The following is a 15,270-nucleotide window of genomic DNA, read 5'->3' on the forward strand; positions in this document are numbered from 1 at the left end:
AATCGCCACGACTTTGCAGGTCGGCGGTGGACTCGAGACAACTCGATCGGCCCCCTCTCCCTCTGGAAGAGGGCTGGGCGGGCGGCGTTCCGATGAGGGGCTTTACGCCAGGCAACAAAAAACCCCGCACATCTCTCAATGTGCGGGGTTTTTCTTCAAGCCTTTGAGCCTTACGGCGCGTACGTCAGCAGCAGCTCTGCGGGCACCTTGAAGTCCAGGGACATCATGACGCTCAACGCAGTGATGGTGAAGATCGAGAACACGAACAGCTTGCGTGCCCAGACCGTGTCATCCACCGCTTTGTAGCCGGTCCAGGCCATGTACAACCAGTACATGCCCATGGCCGCGGCGACGGCGAGGTAGCTCATGCCGGCGTAACCGCTGAAGGTCAGCATCAAGGTCGCTACGAGGAACGCCAGGATGTAGAGCAGGATGTGCTTCTTGGCCACTTGAATCCCGCGCTTCACTGGCAACACCGGAATCGATGCGGCCAGGTAATCGTTGAAGCGGAAGATAGCGATGGCGTAGGAATGCGGCATCTGCCAAAGGCTGAACATCACCAGCAACGTCAGCGCGGCCATGTCGAAGCTGTTGGTTACGGCTACGTAACCGATCACTGGCGGCATGGCGCCCGACAGACTGCCCACCAGCGTGCCGTGAACCGACTTGCGCTTGAGGTACAGGCTGTAGAAGCCGACGTAGATGATGAAGCCGATCACCGCGAACAAAGCGGCCAACGGATTGGCCACCTTGTACAACAACGCAACGCCGAGAACACCAAGGATGGTCGCGTAAACCAGGGCCAGTTTCAGGGAGATCAAGCCCTGCACCAGCACCCGGTTCTTGGTGCGTTCCATCTTCAGGTCGATGTCGCGGTCGATGCAGTTGTTGAACACGCAACCGGAGGCAACAACCAGGGATGTACCGATCATGGCAGCCAGAAACACCGCCAGATCGACATGCCCTTTCGAGGCCAGGAAGAACCCGCCTGCCACAGAAAGCACGTTACCGAAAATGATCCCCGGTTTGGTGATTTGGATAAAGTGCTTGAGCGACATCGGGTCTTACCTCACTTCGCCATCATGTAGGTGTGGATGCTGAACATGATCCACAACGACAGGCCAACCAGCAGCACGATCACGATCGCCGTAAAGACGAATGCAATCACGTTGTTACGCTGAGCAATGGAACGGTCCAGGTGCAGGAAGTAATACAGGTGAACAATCACCTGGATTACTGCGAACAGCAGAACGATTGCCAGCGTGGTGGCTTTCGGCAGGCTCGGGTACATCACCAGACCGAATGGGATGACGGTCAGGATCACCGACAGGATGAAGCCAATGGCGTACGACTTTACGCTGCCGTGGCCAGCATCATGGCTGTCATGGGAGTGTGCATTAGCCATTACAGAGTCCCCATCAGGTAAACAACGGTGAATACGCAGATCCACACCACGTCCAGGAAGTGCCAGAACAGGCTCAGGCAGCTCAGACGGGTCTTGTTGGTCGCCGTCAGGCCGTGCTTGTTGACCTGGTACATCATGATGCCCATCCAGATCAGACCCGCCGACACGTGCAGACCGTGGGTACCGACCAGGGTGAAGAACGCGGACAGGAAGCCGGAACGGCTAGGACCGAAGCCCTCGGAGATCAGCAGGTGGAACTCGTTGATCTCCATGGCGATAAAGCCTGCGCCGAGCAGGAAGGTCATGAACAACCAACCCAGGACCGCCTGCTTCTTGCCTTTGTACAACGCCAGCATGGCGAAGCCGTAGGTGATCGAACTGAACAACAGCAGAGCGGTTTCGCCCAGCACGTATGGCAGTTCGAAGATGTCGTGGCCCGACGGGCCACCAGCTACGTTGTTTACCAGTACTGCGTACACCGCGAAGATCGACGCAAACAGAATGCAGTCGGTCATCAGGTAGAGCCAGAAACCGTATACGGTCATCTCGCCCGAGTCGTGGTGATGGTCATCGTGCCCATGGTCACCATGGGCGTGTCCAACATTGGTCACTAAGTTCGACATGGTTTAAGCCTGTTCCAACGAGGTTTCAACACGGGTGGCACCGGCCGGGATTTTCCCTGCCGCGACCAGACGCTTGTGCTGCTCGGCTTCGATACGCTCGATCGTTTCAACCGGAACCATATAGCCCTGGTCGTCACGTGCAGCGTGGATCACGAAGTAGATGACGGTGCCGGCCAGGCTGGCGATCGCCAACCACCAGATGTGCCAGATCATCGCGAAACCGAAGACGGTCAACAGTGCGCCCATCACCACGCCAGTGGCGGTGTTGTTCGGCATGTGGATCGGCTCATACTTGGCCGGACGCTGGTACGCAGTACCGTTTTCCTTGGCTTCAGTGAACGGGTCGATGCAGTCAGCCTTTGGCAGCACAGCAAAGTTGTAGAACGGCGGTGGCGACGAGGTCGACCATTCCAGAGTGTGTGCATTCCACGGGTCACCGTGATCGCAAACGTTCTCTGGCTTGTTACGGTCACGCACGCTCACATAGAGCTGGATCAGCTGGCAGGCAATACCCACAGCGATCATCACCGCACCGAACATGGCAACGTACAGGTACGGTACCCACTCAGGGTTGGTGGTAGCGTTCAGACGACGGGTCATGCCCATGAAGCCCAGTGCATAGAGCGGCATGAACGCGACGAAGAAGCCCGAGATCCAGAACCAGAACGCTGCTTTACCCCAGCCTTCGTGCAGCTTGAAGCCGAACGCTTTCGGGAAGTAGAACGCGAAACCAGCGATGTAACCGAATACCGCACCGCCGATGATCACGTTGTGGAAGTGCGCGATCACGAACAGGCTGTTGTGCAGAACGAAGTCAGCACCCGGGATGGCCAGCAGTACGCCGGTCATGCCGCCGATGGCGAAGGTCACCATGAAGCCCAGAGTCCACAGAACCTGGCTGGTGAAGCGCAGACGGCCCTGGTAGATGGTGAACAGCCAGTTGAATAGCTTCACACCCGTCGGGATGGAAATCAGCATCGTCGCCAGACCGAAGAAGGCGTTGACGCTGGCACCCGAACCCATGGTGAAGAAGTGGTGCAGCCAAACCATGAAGCCCAGTACCGAGATCGCGCCCGAAGCGTAGATCATCGAGTGGTGGCCGAACAGTTTCTTGCCGGTGAACGCCGAGATCACTTCCGAGAAGATGCCGAATGCCGGCAGGATCAGGATGTAAACCTCAGGGTGGCCCCAGGCCCAGAACAGGTTGACGTACATCATTGGATTGCCACCAAGTTCATTGGTGAAAATGTGGAAATCCATGTAACGGTCAAGGGTCAGCAGTGCCAGGGTAGCGGTCAGGATCGGGAACGAAGCCACGATCAGAACGTTTGCCCAGGTGCAGGTCCAGGTGAAGATCGGCATGTCCATCAGTTTCATGCCAGGAGTACGCATTTTCAGTACGGTCGCGAGGAAGTTAACCCCCGTTAACGTCGTACCTAACCCGGATAGCTGTAGCGCCCAGATGTAGTAGTCCATGCCCACGCCAGGGCTGTACTGCAGACCCGACAATGGTGGATAGGCAACCCAACCGGTCTTGGCGAATTCGCCGACGCCCAGGGACAGGTTGATCAGTACTACGCCGGATACCAGCAGCCAGAAGCTCAGGGAGTTCAGGAACGGGAACGCAACGTCACGCGCGCCGATCTGCAGCGGCACTGCAAGGTTCATCAGGCCGGTGAAGAATGGCATCGCCATGAAGATGATCATGATCACACCGTGAGCGGTGAAGATCTGGTCATAGTGTTCAGGTGGCAGGTAGCCAGGCGAACCCTCGGTGGCCATGGCCAACTGGGTACGCATCATGATGGCGTCGGCAAAGCCGCGCAGCAGCATGACCATGGCGACGATGATGTACATCACGCCGATTTTCTTGTGGTCGACCGAAGTCAGCCACTCGGTCCACAAGTACGTCCACTTCTTGAAGTAGGTGATTGCAGCGAACAGCGCCAGACCACCGAGGGCGATCATGGCGATGGTCACCATCACGATCGGCTCGTGGAATGGGACTGCTTCCCAACTTAATTTACCAAACATCGTTTACTCCTCTGCCCCGGCAGCTGAATGCGAACTCGAGTCAATTTCCGTGGCCGCCACTTCTTTCTCTTTCTTCTCGTGCTTCAGCGGCTTGCCCGGCTTCATACCTTCGTACTTGTCGACGATGATCTGGAACTGGTTCGGCGTGACCGAGGAGTAGAGCTCGACTGGGTTGTTCTGGCTCGGTTTGGCAAGGGCCGCGTATTCAGCTTGATCAAGCTGTTTAGGTGACTTCTTGACTTCACTTACCCAGGCGTCGAAATCTTCCTGAGTGGTGGAGATAGCTTTGAACTTCATGCCGGTGAAACCCGCGCCGCTGTAGTTGGCGGAGATACCGTCCATCTCAGCGTTGCGGTCAGCGATCAGGTGCAGTTTGGTCTGCATGCCCGCCATCGCGTAGATCTGGCCGCCCAGACCCGGGATGAAGAACGAGTTCATCACAGCGTCAGAGGTGATCTTGAAGTTGATTGGCGTGTGCGCCGGGAACACGATCTTGTTGACCGTGGCAATGCCTTGTTCCGGGTAGATGAACAGCCACTTCCAGTCCAGCGCAACGACTTCGATGGTCACTGGCTTGACGTCGGATTGAATCGGACGATACGGGTCCAGTTCGTGGGTCGAAATGTAGGTGATGTAACCCAGGGCAATGATGATCAGGACCGGGATGGTCCAGACTGCCACTTCGATTTTGGTCGAGTGCGACCATTTCGGGGTGTAGACGGCGTTCTTGTTCGACGCGCGGTACTTCCAGGCGAACAGGAAGGTCATGACGATAACCGGCACGACGACCAACAGCATCAGCAGGGTCGCGGTGATGATCAGGTTTCGCTGTTCCAGGCCAACCTGGCCCGTTGGATTGAGCAAGGTCATGTTGCAGCCTCCCAGCAACAACGTGCCGAGCAGCGGCACTAGGCCTAGTAATCTGGGGTACCTGTTTTTACTCATCTCACGACCTCTAAAGCAGCTTGCGCAATGCAGTTGGGTTTTGATCGCCAACACTTCACCCTGCCAAGGGTTGGCATTTTCTTTGGATTGAATAAGGGCCGCCCGTCGCGCGTCAGACGCTCGACAAAACCTGGGACAGCGGTCAGTTCTTATTCGAATTCGTGGTCAAAGGCCTTGTTACAGACCAATTCCATTTGGTGCGGAAAGTTGGAAGGCACCGACACCTGGGTGTCTTGAAAGCCTTGCGACTCACTCGACACCCGACTTCCTGCTCGCCTCCTTAATAAAGGCTGAACAGTGCCGGGAATTCAGTGCGGGCGATTGTAGATAGGTAGCGCCCTATACACCATGTCTTATCCCGAAATAATTTTTATCCGTTCGAGCAACAATCCATCGCCATTTTTGCAAAAGTTCCGCATGTTATCGAAATAGATTCTCAACAAAAACACCAAAAATTGTAGGTGTACCCGCGTCAGTTCAGACAGCTCTGAAGGCTTTTTCCGAACGCTGAAACAGCGCAAGCCCCGATAACCCAAGGCTTTTGGCCATCTGCCAGCGCTTGTTAAAACTGCCTGCTCTGGCACTCGCGTGCTAAAGCCGAAAAACCCCGAATCAGACCAATCCTTTTTTGTAACAACGGCCGATTCCGCGTCACTGAGGAGCCCTGCGACACGGCGCGTGTGACAACATGTCGCACACTTGCCGCACCCTCCCTTGCCGTCCGTCACGGTGTTTTCACAAACACTCTGAAATGCAAAACGCCCCGATTGGCTGATCCGCAAATCGGGGCGTTTTCTGTATCGGCCAGACTGCCGAATAGTTGACTCAGCGCAGTGCTTTTCGGTTACGCGAGGTCAGCAGCGGCACCAGAATGACCACCAGCACGAACGCCAGCAGTGCCCATTGCGCCAGCGACAGACCGAGGATCGGCGGGTAAGGCGTGGAGCAGAAACCGTCGACCTGAAAGCCCAGCGGGAAGATTTTCGCCAATGGCAGATCATCGACAATCGGCTGCAGCACATCGATGCCGCAGCTCACCGCCGGATAGAACTGGGTGTACACGTGATGCCCGGCCACACCGGCCCCGGCAATCGCACAAATCACCACCAGCACTTCAAACACGGTGATGCTGCGGCGCGTGCGCATGGCCGCGCCGATGAACGCGAACAGCGCGATCAGCAGCAACGCATAGCGCTGCAAGATGCACAGTGGGCACGGTGCTTCACCGAGCACGATCTGCATGTACAGCGCACCACCGATCAGTGCCAGGCAGATAATGCCCAGCAGCACCAGAAAGCGCCGTTCACGTCCCAGTCGAATCGTTTCCTCGCTCATCGCGTTTCCCTTGTAAGTCCATGGTTCAGCTGGCCGGCGGCTGCGCGTGCAGTTGCGCCATCAAGCTGATGTTGTCTTCGATATGCCAATTGGCCGCGATGCGACCGTTATCAATCTGATAGATATCGGTTGCCCGGAAGTCTACACGCTGGCCCTGCCCTTTGAGAGCCTTGAACGTACCGCTGAAGTGCCCGCGAAAGTGCAGGTGCACTACCACGCGATCACCGGCGATGATCATTTGCTCGATGTCGCAACTCAAGTCCGGCACCGCCGTGCGAAAGAACTTCGACGCCAGCAACGGCCCGGTCGGCCCCTGCACCCGGCCCTCGGGTGGCGTCTGGTCGACAAACTGCGGCGACAACGCCGCCGTGGCCAGCGCCTCCTCACCGGAATTCCAGAAACTGCCATAACGCCGCGCGGCTAATTCCATGGCTTCGACCTGCGCCTTGGGCAGGCTCTGATCGACGATCAGGGTCTGCGGTTTTATCAAGGCAGATTCGGCAGAAGCAAACGGGCTGGCCAGCAACGCGGCTGAAAGGCCGATGGCTGCAAAACTGAAACGACGAGCGAAGGCAAAGTGCGACATGGGGCGATCCTGATCATGTAAACGAACGAGCGCCTATCATCAGCATCGGGGAATAAACGATAAACCGGTTAAGAAATGATTAACCTTTAAACACTTTTTAAGAATCAGCACCGCGTAACGGCCTTCGCGAGCAGGCTCGCTCCCACATTGGATCTGCGCCGAACACAAATCCTGTGGGAGCGAGCCTGCTCGCGAATGAAGGCAACCCGGTTTCAGATCACTCCAAAGCCGCTGCAGGCCCGAAGAACTCATAACGGCTCTGCTGCTCCGGTACACCCAGCGCTTTCAAATGCCGCTTGATCGCCGCCATAAAACCCTTCGGCCCGAGGAAGTAAGCATCCACATCACGCTGAGCCGGCAACCACTCGCCCAGCAACGCCTGATCCAGCATCCCGACCTTGTCCGCCGCCGGGCTGACACCGTCATCTTCGGCATAGCAGTAAAACCGTTTGAGTTGCGGATGACGCGCCGCCAGCTCATCAATCCAGTCACGGAACGCATGCACGCGGCCATTGCGCGCGCAGTGGATAAAGTGCACCGGCCGCTCGGTTTCCAGCGCGGCTTCGAGCATCGCCAGAGTCGGCGTGATGCCAACGCCGCCGCTGATCAGCACCAACGGTTTGTCGCTCGCGGTCAAGGTGAACTCACCCGATGGCGGGAACAACTGGATGCTCGCGCCGACCTGCAGTTGATCGTGCAAGTGATTGGACGCACGGCCACCCGGTTCGCGTTTGACGCTGATGCGGTACTGACCGTTGTTGGCCAGTGCCGACAACGAATAATTGCGGCGAATTTCTTCACCGTCGAGGATCAGCTTCATGCCGATGTACTGGCCCGGTTCGGCCGCGAGGATCGGGCCTTTATCAGCAGGCTCGAAGTAGAACGAAATGATCTCCGCACTCTCCTCGACCTTGGCCGCGACGATGAACTCGCGCGCACCACGCCAGCCGCCAACGGCGTGTTCTTTCTGGTCGTAGATTGCGGTTTCGGCGCCGATCAGGATGTCAGCTAACTGGCCATACGCCGCGCCCCAGGCACTCATCACTTCCGGTGTGGCGATCTCTTCGCCGAGCACTTCGGAAATCGCCCGCAACAGGCAGGCGCCGACGATTGGGTAGTGTTCCGGAAGGATCTGCAGGGCGACGTGCTTGTTGATGATTTTCGCCACCAGATCGCCCAACTGGTCGAGCTGATCGATGTGCCGCGCATACATCAACACGCCGTTAGCCAAGGCCCGTGGCTGGTCACCGCTGGCCTGGTGCGCCTGGTTGAACAGCGGGCGAACTTCCGGGTATTCAGAGAGCATCATGCGGTAGAAGTGCGTGATCAGCGCTTCACCGCCGCTCTCCAGCAGAGGCACGGTGGATTTGACGATGGCACGATCCTGGACGCTAAGCATAAGGTTGACTCCTGAGCTTCTTGGAAAAGTTACCTAAGAGTTACCAGTATTCATGCCAACTTTTTTATCCATATAAATCAATCGCTTGAGATTTAAGTAGTCATAAAGACTCAGAGCACCTTATAGTCATCCGGACTACATCTTGTCTCTTTGACTACAAGACCATGACCGCCAAATCCCTGCTCACCGCCCTGCTGCCTCTCGTCTCCGACCTGTCTCGCGAACTGCCCGAGGGCGAGCGCTACCGACGCCTGCTCGAAGCCATGCGCGCCTTGCTGCCCTGCGATGCGGCGGCGTTGTTGCGCCTCGACGGCGAAGCACTGGTGCCGCTGGCGGTGGACGGCTTGAGCACCGACACCCTTGGCCGGCGCTTCAAAGTCAGCGAGCACCCGCGCTTCGAGATTCTGCTGAGCGGCGCCGGGCCGACGCGGTTCGCCGCCGACAGCGACTTGCCCGATCCTTACGACGGTTTGGTCGACGGCCTCGACGAACACCTCGAAGTTCACGATTGCCTCGGCTGTCCTTTATTTGTCGATGAAAAACTCTGGGGCCTGATCACCCTCGACGCCCTCGACCCCGAGCGTTTCGAACCGATCGAACTCGACGCCCTGCAAGCTTTCGCCAGCCTCGCCTCGGCCACGGTCAACGCCGCCGAACGCATTCAACGCTTGGCCAATCGCGCAGAAGACGAACACCAGCGCGCCGAGGTTTATCGCCAGGCCAGCGGTCAGCAGAACCGCGAGATGATCGGCCAGAGCAAGGCGCTGAAAAAACTGGTTGAGGAAATCAATCTGGTCGGCGGCAGCGATCTGACCGTGTTGATCACCGGAGAAACCGGCGTCGGCAAAGAACTGGTCGCCCAAGCGATCCACGCCGCCTCACCGCGCGCCGACAAACCGATCATCAGCCTCAACTGCGCCGCGTTGCCGGATACGCTGGTAGAAAGCGAACTGTTCGGCCACGTGCGCGGCGCCTTCACCGGCGCCACCAGTGACCGGCGTGGCAAGTTCGAACTGGCCAATGGCGGCACGCTGTTTCTCGATGAAGTCGGTGAGTTGTCGCTGACCGTGCAGGCCAAGTTGTTGCGCGTGTTGCAGAGTGGTCAATTGCAGCGTTTGGGGTCGGATAAGGAGCATCAGGTCGATGTGCGCCTGATTGCCGCGACCAACCGCGACCTGGCGGAAGAAGTGCGCAGTGGTCGCTATCGTGCCGACTTCTACCATCGCCTGAGTGTGTACCCGCTGCGCGTGCCGGCGCTGCGTGATCGTGGTCGCGATGTGTTGTTGCTCAGCGGTTTTTTCCTCGAACAGAATCGCTCGCGCATGGGCCTCAACAGCCTGCGCCTGAACAGCGACGCCCAGGAGGCACTGCTCGCCTACACCTGGCCGGGCAACGTACGCGAGCTGGAACACTTGATCGGACGCAGTGCGCTGAAAGCGTTGGGCAACTGCAAGGTGCGGCCGAAGATCCTCAGTTTGAGCGCGGCGGATCTGGATTTACCGCGTGAGGTTGTGGATAACTCGGTTGAGCCTGTTGCGGCTGTGGTGGCTGAGATGCCGCTGGTCAGCGGGGATTTGCGCAGTGCGACCGAGCAGTATCAGCGGCGCTTGATCAGTGCGGCGCTGGCGCGTAATCAGGATAACTGGGCGAGTGCGGCGCGGGAGTTGGGGCTGGATCGGGCGAATCTTGGGCGGATGGCCAAGCGGTTGGGGATGAAGAGCTAAAAGCACACCCTCACCCTAGCCCTCTCCCGGAGGGAGAGGGGACTGATTGGGGGATATTGCAGAATTCCGCCGACGTGAAAGATCTTTACCGAATCCATAATCGACTCGGTCATTCAGGTCGATGTACAACGTCAGACGCCGCGGTCGGCCCCCTCTCCCTCTGGGAGAGGGCTGGGGTGAGGGGCTTTGGCTTTGGCTTTTGATCGAAACACAACCCGACAACTAACCTAAAGCCCACCCCATTAACGCCGATAACCCGGCATCAATAGTTTCTGGCGATTTCCACCCTCGCCCACCACCTTTCCACAGAAGGTTCATATGTCCTCCACCAAAGCCCGCGCAGATTCACTTTCGCTTCTGCTGTTTACCTTGCGCAGCGGCAAGCTGATGGCGATCAACCTGCTGAAAGTCAGTGAAATCATCCCCTGCCCGCCGCTGACCAAGCTGCCGGAATCGCACCCGCATGTGAAAGGCATCGCCACGTTGCGCGGCGCCTCGCTGTCGGTCATCGACCTCAGCCGCGCCATCGGCGAGCGCCCGCTGGAAGACCCCAACGGCGGTTGCCTGATCGTCACCGACGTCAGCCGCTCGAAACAGGGCCTGCACGTCCAGGCTGTGAGCAAAATCGTTCACTGCCTGACCACCGACATCAAACCGCCGCCGTTCGGTTCCGGCGGTTCGCGCGCCTACATCACCGGCGTGACCTCGGTGGACGGCACGCTGGTGCAGGTGCTCGACATCGAAAAGGTTATCCACAGCATCGCCCCGGCACAGATCGAAATGGCCCCGACCGATCTGAGCATGGAAGACGCTGATGTGCTCGGCAATGCGCGAATTCTGGTGGTCGACGACAGCCAGGTGGCACTGCAACAATCGGTGCACACCCTGCGCAACCTCGGCCTGCAATGCCACACCGCACGCAGCGCCAAGGAAGCCATCGACTGCCTGCTCGACCTGCAAGGCACCGCGCAGCAAATCAACCTGATCGTCTCCGACATCGAAATGTCCGAGATGGACGGCTACGCCTTCACCCGCACTCTGCGTGAAACGCCGGACTTCGCCCATCTGTACGTGCTGCTGCACACCTCGCTCGACAGCGCGATGAACAGCGAGAAAGCGCGCCTGGCCGGGGCGAACGGCGTGCTGACCAAGTTCTCCTCGCCGGAACTGACCCACTGCCTGATCGAAGCGGCCAAACACGTCGCGGCACACGGGCACTGAGTCTTGGCCGAGACGTATTGTTTTTTGATGCGGCGCGACCTCGGTAAGGACGCGCCGGATGCGCCTTGGCCACAGGACATTGAACTGCGCACGTACTCCGTCGAACTGGCGGCGGACGTGCATCATTTGATGCAACTGGGCTACCGCGAAGGCGGCGGCCGAGTGCCGGCGCTGGACGCTTGGCAGCAGCAATTCGAGAGCAATCCTGAATACGATCCGTCGTTGTGCTTTATTGCCCACGATGGCGACGGCGTGGTCGGTGTGGCGCAATGCTGGACCAGCGCCTATATCAAGAATCTGGTGGTGCATCCGCGCATGCAGGGCCGAGGACTGGGTCGGGCGTTGTTGCTCCATGCATTCAAGGTGTTTCAGCAACGGCGCGAAGGGTTTGTAGATCTGAAGGTGCTGGAGGACAACCATCGCGCGCAGCGGTTGTATGAAGGTGCCGGGATGTATGTGGTCCGCCGGGAACTGGTGCCGGACTGATTAAAGTCAAAAGATCGCAGCCTTCGGCAGCTCCTACAGGGAACCGCATATCCATGTAGGAGCTGCCGAAGGCTGCGATCTTTTAACGGTGTCCCAGGCAACAAAACTCTTTAGGCACACTCCAATCTTGGCCACCCACGACCAAGGACGCCCCCTATGAAAGCCATCACCTTAAGCCTGCTCTCCCTCACCGCCCTCGCGTCCCAGGCCCACGCCTCCAGCCCTGATGCCTGGGCCGCCTACGACAAAACCGTGCTCGCCAGTTGCACCAAGGCCAGCGGCCTGAAAAACGCCAAACCCGTCGGCACGCCCGCGCAATTCGATGACCGCGTCGGCTACACCGCCGTTTTGCTGCAAGGCCAATACCCGCAAAAACACATGAAAGGCCAGCAAGGCACCGAGCTGTGTCTGTACAACAAACAGTCGAAAACCGCCTTCGTCACCGAGTGGGACTCGATCCGCCCGACCGGCAAAACTCGCTGAGTGGCGCATAACTTGCTTCGATCCAGGCCTGTGCGGTGGTTTTCCGCCACCGTTTCACACCCTGATTGAAGACAGATCGCTCAATGAATACGACGTTTTCCTGCGTAGGCTGCGGCAAATGCTGCACCGATCACCATGTCCCCCTGACCTTGGCCGAAGCCCGCATGTGGGCGGCGGATGGCGGCCAGGTGATCGTGCTGGTGGAGGCTTTTCTCGGCAATGGTCTGGGCTTGCCAGCGCAACAGCGTGAGCACGCTGAACGGCGTTCGGCGGTGGTGCGCAGCGGTGTCACGGATGCCCACGTGGCGATTACCTTCGCCGCGTACAACGTCGGCCCTTGCCGGAATCTTGACGAAGACAAGTTGTGCCGGATCTACGAGCGGCGGCCACTGGTGTGTCGCATCTATCCGGCGGAAATCAACCCGCATATCCCGCTCAACCCTGCCGCCAAGGATTGCCCGCCGGAGTCCTGGCAACAGGGGCCAGTGTTGATTGCCGGTGGCGAGTTGGTGGATCAGGAACTGGTGGAGTTGATTCAACGCTCGCGCCAGGCGGATCGGGATGACATCGGCATCAAGGATGCGATTTGCGCGATGCTCGGGATTCGCACCACGGCGTTGAAGGGTGACGGGTTTACAGCGTATTTGCCGAATATGAGCGCTTTTGCTTCGGTGATTGATCAGGTCACCGCGCAACCGCTGACGACGACTCCGAGTGAGTGGGTGTTTCATTTGTCCGGGGATGATGTGGCCGGGCAAGTGTTGGCGGCCGGGGCACAGGTGGTGACTGAACCGGCGCAGACGTATGCGTTTATTTCGCTGCGGGCGGCTTGATCGGGGTTTTGCAGCGATCGAACCGGCCTCATCGTTAGCACGCTAGCTCCCACAGGTATCTCGGGCGTTCACATAATTTGTGTACGACACAGAACCCTGTGGGAGCTGGCTTGCCAGCGAAAGGTCCGGCACGGGCAGTATCAATCGCCGCGTTGAACGCAGGCGGGATTAAAACTCAGCGCTTGCCCATCGAACGACGGGTACCCGGCGGCGCCATGCCCGGGGTCTTGGTGTGGCCATTCTTGGCGCCGTTCTTGTACCACGGCTGATTCGAGCCTTTGGCAGAGGCCAGCTCGCCCGGCTTGAACGGAAATTTGAACGCCGGGATTTCGGCTTTGGTATCGCTGGTGTCGGCCAGTTCAGCCGGGACATCGCTCACGGCGTCGTCAACCGGCGGCAGGGTCGGGGAAGTCATAAAAGCTCCGGAAAGCAAAAAGTCGGGCCCGATCAGTGAGCCGCGAAGGCGCGCAGTATACCTGTGCGCCATCGCTCGGCACCTGAAGATTTGCAACGCACGCCGAACGGTTTACAGGTAACTGATGATGACAATGCCTTTGTCGGTCGAGGTCTTCAACGCTTCGTAGCGCATGGAAATCGGCAGCGCCTGATGACTGCAGGCGTTGCGCTCAGTGTCGACATCGACTTTCACGCCGGGCTTGATTTCGATCTGGCGAGACTCACGAGACGCCAACGCCCCGACCGGTCCGACCTGACAGCCAGAATCAACGATTTGCCCGGTAAAGCGGATCTCACCGGATTGACTGGCAGGCGCTGCAAACGAAGTGAGTGGAAGCAAGAGGAGCACAGATGGCAGAGCGGTTTTCAGCTTCATTTCAAGACACTCCCGGGGTGGACGGCCCAGAGAGATTTGGGCCGTGCGCGGCCTGAGCCATACAAGCTGTATCCGCTCATAGAGGCGGATCTTTAAGAGATTAGTCAGGATCGCAAGCCGTGCCGAATGTCAGTTCATTCGTTGCTGGACGTTACTCAACAATTGCGAGGTGCTTTCCAACAACTGCGCCAGAAGCGCGTCATCCTCATCCATATACCCTTCGTATTCCGCGAGATTGCGCCGCTCATGACACAGCGCGAACAATCGCACCTGAACCTTGCTGATATGCGCCGTATGCACCAGGCACTGAAAGACCAGATAGCGTTTATCTGATCGATAGCCACTCAATCGAAGCGCCGTCAGCGCCAACGCGTGCGCTGCGTTATAAGCCAAGTCGAAACGGCTGGAAAAAGACAACGTAGAAGTTTGCGCATCCTTGAGCCGGTCCACGGCCGAGCGCATCAAGCCCTCACACTCCTTGCGATCCGGCGGCTCCGCTTTCAGCCCACCGCTACGTAGAAGATTCTCCAGACTCTCGTTGCTGCCCATCCTTGGACTCCAAAGGGTTTGCCCCTAACAGATCGATTTTTTCCTGCTGCACTACCCGCACGACAAAGCTGTTTTGCGCAGCCAGTTTCGCCGTCCAGTCTTGCGGGGTGTAAAGCGTGGGGTTGATGGGACGACCCAATTGCTCCTCCATAGGCATGAGCAGTTCCATGACGTCACTGTAGTGCAGGCCTTCGCCAATCAGCATGAGATCAATGTCACTGAGTGTGTTTGCTGTGTCCTTGGCGACGGAGCCATAGACAAACGCCCAGGTGATCTGCTCGGTAAATGGCTGCAATGCCTGACGCAGAGGCTCGGCGATGCCAAACGTCTTGCGGGCGATGCCCAGTAGTTCGGCATAGATGGGACAGGTGGGATTGGCCTGGTAATGGTTCTGATTACCCACCCTTTTCATGCGCAACACACCGGCTCGCTGCAGACGGTCGAGTTCACGCATGAGACTGCCTTTGCCAACACGCGCCCAGCGCGCGATCTCATTGGCATAGAAAGTCTGGTCAGGCTTACCGAACAGCAGACCCAACACTTTTTGTTGAGTGGTGGTAAACAGCGCTTCGCTTAGAGAGATAGTTTCCACTGTGAAGGCCAAAGAGTCCCAAAAAGGGAACGATAGGTCCCTTTTTGGGACTTATCAACCTTGCGAATATTTCCAGAGACAGCGGCCACAGAACAATCGCCATCGCAAACAGGCTCACACCTACATTTGGAGTGCGATCCCCTTGTAGGAGCGAGCCTGCTCGCGAAGAACGATGACGCGGTGTTCAGACGGATTACGTTTGCGGATCAACCCGATCCAGCGC

17 protein-coding genes are annotated in these 15,270 nt (G+C 58.1%); 5 read left to right on the plus strand and 12 right to left on the minus strand.

The window, feature by feature from the left end; all coding sequences use genetic code 11:
• Positions 1-170 precede the first annotated feature (170 nt).
• The 8 genes from cyoE to hmpA all read right to left on the minus strand — a co-directional run bounded on the left by cyoE (position 171) and on the right by hmpA (position 8,327).
• Positions 171-1,058, minus strand: coding sequence for a heme o synthase (cyoE, locus tag PMI23_RS15075; protein ID WP_007916939.1), 888 nt, complete (start codon positions 1,056-1,058; stop codon positions 171-173).
• 11 nt (positions 1,059-1,069) lie between these two features.
• The gene (cyoD, locus tag PMI23_RS15080; protein WP_007916940.1) at positions 1,070-1,405 is read right to left on the minus strand and encodes a cytochrome o ubiquinol oxidase subunit IV; all 336 of its coding nucleotides are present in this window, start codon (positions 1,403-1,405) and stop codon (positions 1,070-1,072) included.
• Positions 1,405-2,028, minus strand: a complete 624-nt coding sequence (cyoC, locus tag PMI23_RS15085; protein ID WP_007916943.1) for a cytochrome o ubiquinol oxidase subunit III — start codon at positions 2,026-2,028, stop codon at positions 1,405-1,407. Before cyoC ends, cyoD begins: the two co-directional genes overlap by 1 nt.
• Positions 2,029-2,031: 3 nt before the next feature.
• Positions 2,032-4,062: a cytochrome o ubiquinol oxidase subunit I gene (cyoB, locus tag PMI23_RS15090; RefSeq protein ID WP_007916945.1), complete on the minus strand. Its 2,031-nt coding sequence runs from the start codon at positions 4,060-4,062 to the stop codon at positions 2,032-2,034.
• A 3-nt stretch (positions 4,063-4,065) separates the two neighbouring features.
• Complete coding sequence (cyoA, locus tag PMI23_RS15095) at positions 4,066-5,007, minus strand: ubiquinol oxidase subunit II (RefSeq protein WP_007916947.1); 942 nt, start codon at positions 5,005-5,007, stop codon at positions 4,066-4,068.
• A gap of 825 nt (positions 5,008-5,832) precedes the next feature.
• The gene (locus PMI23_RS15100) at positions 5,833-6,342 is read right to left on the minus strand and encodes a disulfide bond formation protein B (protein ID WP_007916948.1); all 510 of its coding nucleotides are present in this window, start codon (positions 6,340-6,342) and stop codon (positions 5,833-5,835) included.
• A 25-nt stretch (positions 6,343-6,367) separates the two neighbouring features.
• Positions 6,368-6,928 (minus strand): ester cyclase, encoded by a 561-nt coding sequence (locus PMI23_RS15105; protein ID WP_007916950.1) that lies wholly within the window; start codon positions 6,926-6,928, stop codon positions 6,368-6,370.
• Between the two features lie 217 nt (positions 6,929-7,145).
• Entirely contained in the window at positions 7,146-8,327 is a 1,182-nt protein-coding gene (hmpA, locus tag PMI23_RS15110; RefSeq protein ID WP_007916952.1) for an NO-inducible flavohemoprotein, read from the minus strand.
• Between the two features lie 164 nt (positions 8,328-8,491).
• Between hmpA and norR the strand changes: the two genes are divergently transcribed.
• The 5 genes from norR (at position 8,492) to PMI23_RS15135 (ending at position 13,074) form a co-directional block, all read left to right on the plus strand.
• Positions 8,492-10,051, plus strand: a complete 1,560-nt coding sequence (gene norR / locus PMI23_RS15115) for a nitric oxide reductase transcriptional regulator NorR (RefSeq protein ID WP_007916953.1) — start codon at positions 8,492-8,494, stop codon at positions 10,049-10,051.
• A gap of 318 nt (positions 10,052-10,369) precedes the next feature.
• Entirely contained in the window at positions 10,370-11,272 is a 903-nt protein-coding gene (locus tag PMI23_RS15120; protein ID WP_007916955.1) for a chemotaxis protein CheV, read from the plus strand.
• A gap of 27 nt (positions 11,273-11,299) precedes the next feature.
• Complete coding sequence (locus tag PMI23_RS15125) at positions 11,300-11,758, plus strand: GNAT family N-acetyltransferase (protein WP_007916957.1); 459 nt, start codon at positions 11,300-11,302, stop codon at positions 11,756-11,758.
• A gap of 156 nt (positions 11,759-11,914) precedes the next feature.
• The gene (locus tag PMI23_RS15130) at positions 11,915-12,241 is read left to right on the plus strand and encodes a hypothetical protein (RefSeq protein WP_007916959.1); all 327 of its coding nucleotides are present in this window, start codon (positions 11,915-11,917) and stop codon (positions 12,239-12,241) included.
• An 83-nt stretch (positions 12,242-12,324) separates the two neighbouring features.
• On the plus strand, positions 12,325-13,074 hold the full coding sequence (locus PMI23_RS15135) for a YkgJ family cysteine cluster protein (RefSeq protein ID WP_007916961.1): 750 nt from the start codon (positions 12,325-12,327) through the stop codon (positions 13,072-13,074).
• Positions 13,075-13,249: 175 nt separating this feature from the next.
• Here the strand turns inward: PMI23_RS15135 and PMI23_RS15140 are convergent, their stop codons facing one another.
• The 4 genes from PMI23_RS15140 to PMI23_RS15155 all read right to left on the minus strand — a co-directional run bounded on the left by PMI23_RS15140 (position 13,250) and on the right by PMI23_RS15155 (position 15,047).
• Complete coding sequence (locus PMI23_RS15140; protein WP_007916963.1) at positions 13,250-13,489, minus strand: hypothetical protein; 240 nt, start codon at positions 13,487-13,489, stop codon at positions 13,250-13,252.
• Between the two features lie 111 nt (positions 13,490-13,600).
• Positions 13,601-13,906, minus strand: a complete 306-nt coding sequence (locus PMI23_RS15145; protein ID WP_007916965.1) for a hypothetical protein — start codon at positions 13,904-13,906, stop codon at positions 13,601-13,603.
• 129 nt (positions 13,907-14,035) lie between these two features.
• Positions 14,036-14,455, minus strand: a complete 420-nt coding sequence (locus tag PMI23_RS15150) for a hypothetical protein (protein ID WP_007916967.1) — start codon at positions 14,453-14,455, stop codon at positions 14,036-14,038.
• Positions 14,418-15,047 carry a nucleotidyltransferase domain-containing protein gene (locus PMI23_RS15155; RefSeq protein WP_007916969.1) on the minus strand — a complete coding sequence of 210 codons (630 nt, stop codon included), beginning with the start codon at positions 15,045-15,047 and terminating at the stop codon, positions 14,418-14,420. Before PMI23_RS15155 ends, PMI23_RS15150 begins: the two co-directional genes overlap by 38 nt.
• Positions 15,048-15,270 lie beyond the last annotated feature (223 nt).

The organism is Pseudomonas sp. GM24 (assembly GCF_000282235.1).
In the GTDB taxonomy this organism is placed as follows: Bacteria; Pseudomonadota; Gammaproteobacteria; order Pseudomonadales; family Pseudomonadaceae; genus Aquipseudomonas.

Excerpts from the sequence above, each read along its gene's own strand:
- cyoE (WP_007916939.1), bottom strand. The coding sequence starts at position 1,058 with ATGTCGCTCAAGCACTTTATCCAAATCACCAAACCGGGGATCATTTTC.
- cyoD (WP_007916940.1), bottom strand. The coding sequence starts at position 1,405 with ATGGCTAATGCACACTCCCATGACAGCCATGATGCTGGCCACGGCAGC.
- cyoC (WP_007916943.1), bottom strand. The coding sequence starts at position 2,028 with ATGTCGAACTTAGTGACCAATGTTGGACACGCCCATGGTGACCATGGG.
- cyoB (WP_007916945.1), bottom strand. The coding sequence starts at position 4,062 with ATGTTTGGTAAATTAAGTTGGGAAGCAGTCCCATTCCACGAGCCGATC.
- cyoA (WP_007916947.1), bottom strand. The coding sequence starts at position 5,007 with ATGAGTAAAAACAGGTACCCCAGATTACTAGGCCTAGTGCCGCTGCTC.
- PMI23_RS15100 (WP_007916948.1), bottom strand. The coding sequence starts at position 6,342 with ATGAGCGAGGAAACGATTCGACTGGGACGTGAACGGCGCTTTCTGGTG.
- PMI23_RS15105 (WP_007916950.1), bottom strand. The coding sequence starts at position 6,928 with ATGTCGCACTTTGCCTTCGCTCGTCGTTTCAGTTTTGCAGCCATCGGC.
- hmpA (WP_007916952.1), bottom strand. The coding sequence starts at position 8,327 with ATGCTTAGCGTCCAGGATCGTGCCATCGTCAAATCCACCGTGCCTCTG.
- norR (WP_007916953.1), top strand. The coding sequence starts at position 8,492 with ATGACCGCCAAATCCCTGCTCACCGCCCTGCTGCCTCTCGTCTCCGAC.
- PMI23_RS15120 (WP_007916955.1), top strand. The coding sequence starts at position 10,370 with ATGTCCTCCACCAAAGCCCGCGCAGATTCACTTTCGCTTCTGCTGTTT.
- PMI23_RS15125 (WP_007916957.1), top strand. The coding sequence starts at position 11,300 with ATGCGGCGCGACCTCGGTAAGGACGCGCCGGATGCGCCTTGGCCACAG.
- PMI23_RS15130 (WP_007916959.1), top strand. The coding sequence starts at position 11,915 with ATGAAAGCCATCACCTTAAGCCTGCTCTCCCTCACCGCCCTCGCGTCC.
- PMI23_RS15135 (WP_007916961.1), top strand. The coding sequence starts at position 12,325 with ATGAATACGACGTTTTCCTGCGTAGGCTGCGGCAAATGCTGCACCGAT.
- PMI23_RS15140 (WP_007916963.1), bottom strand. The coding sequence starts at position 13,489 with ATGACTTCCCCGACCCTGCCGCCGGTTGACGACGCCGTGAGCGATGTC.
- PMI23_RS15145 (WP_007916965.1), bottom strand. The coding sequence starts at position 13,906 with ATGAAGCTGAAAACCGCTCTGCCATCTGTGCTCCTCTTGCTTCCACTC.
- PMI23_RS15150 (WP_007916967.1), bottom strand. The coding sequence starts at position 14,455 with ATGGGCAGCAACGAGAGTCTGGAGAATCTTCTACGTAGCGGTGGGCTG.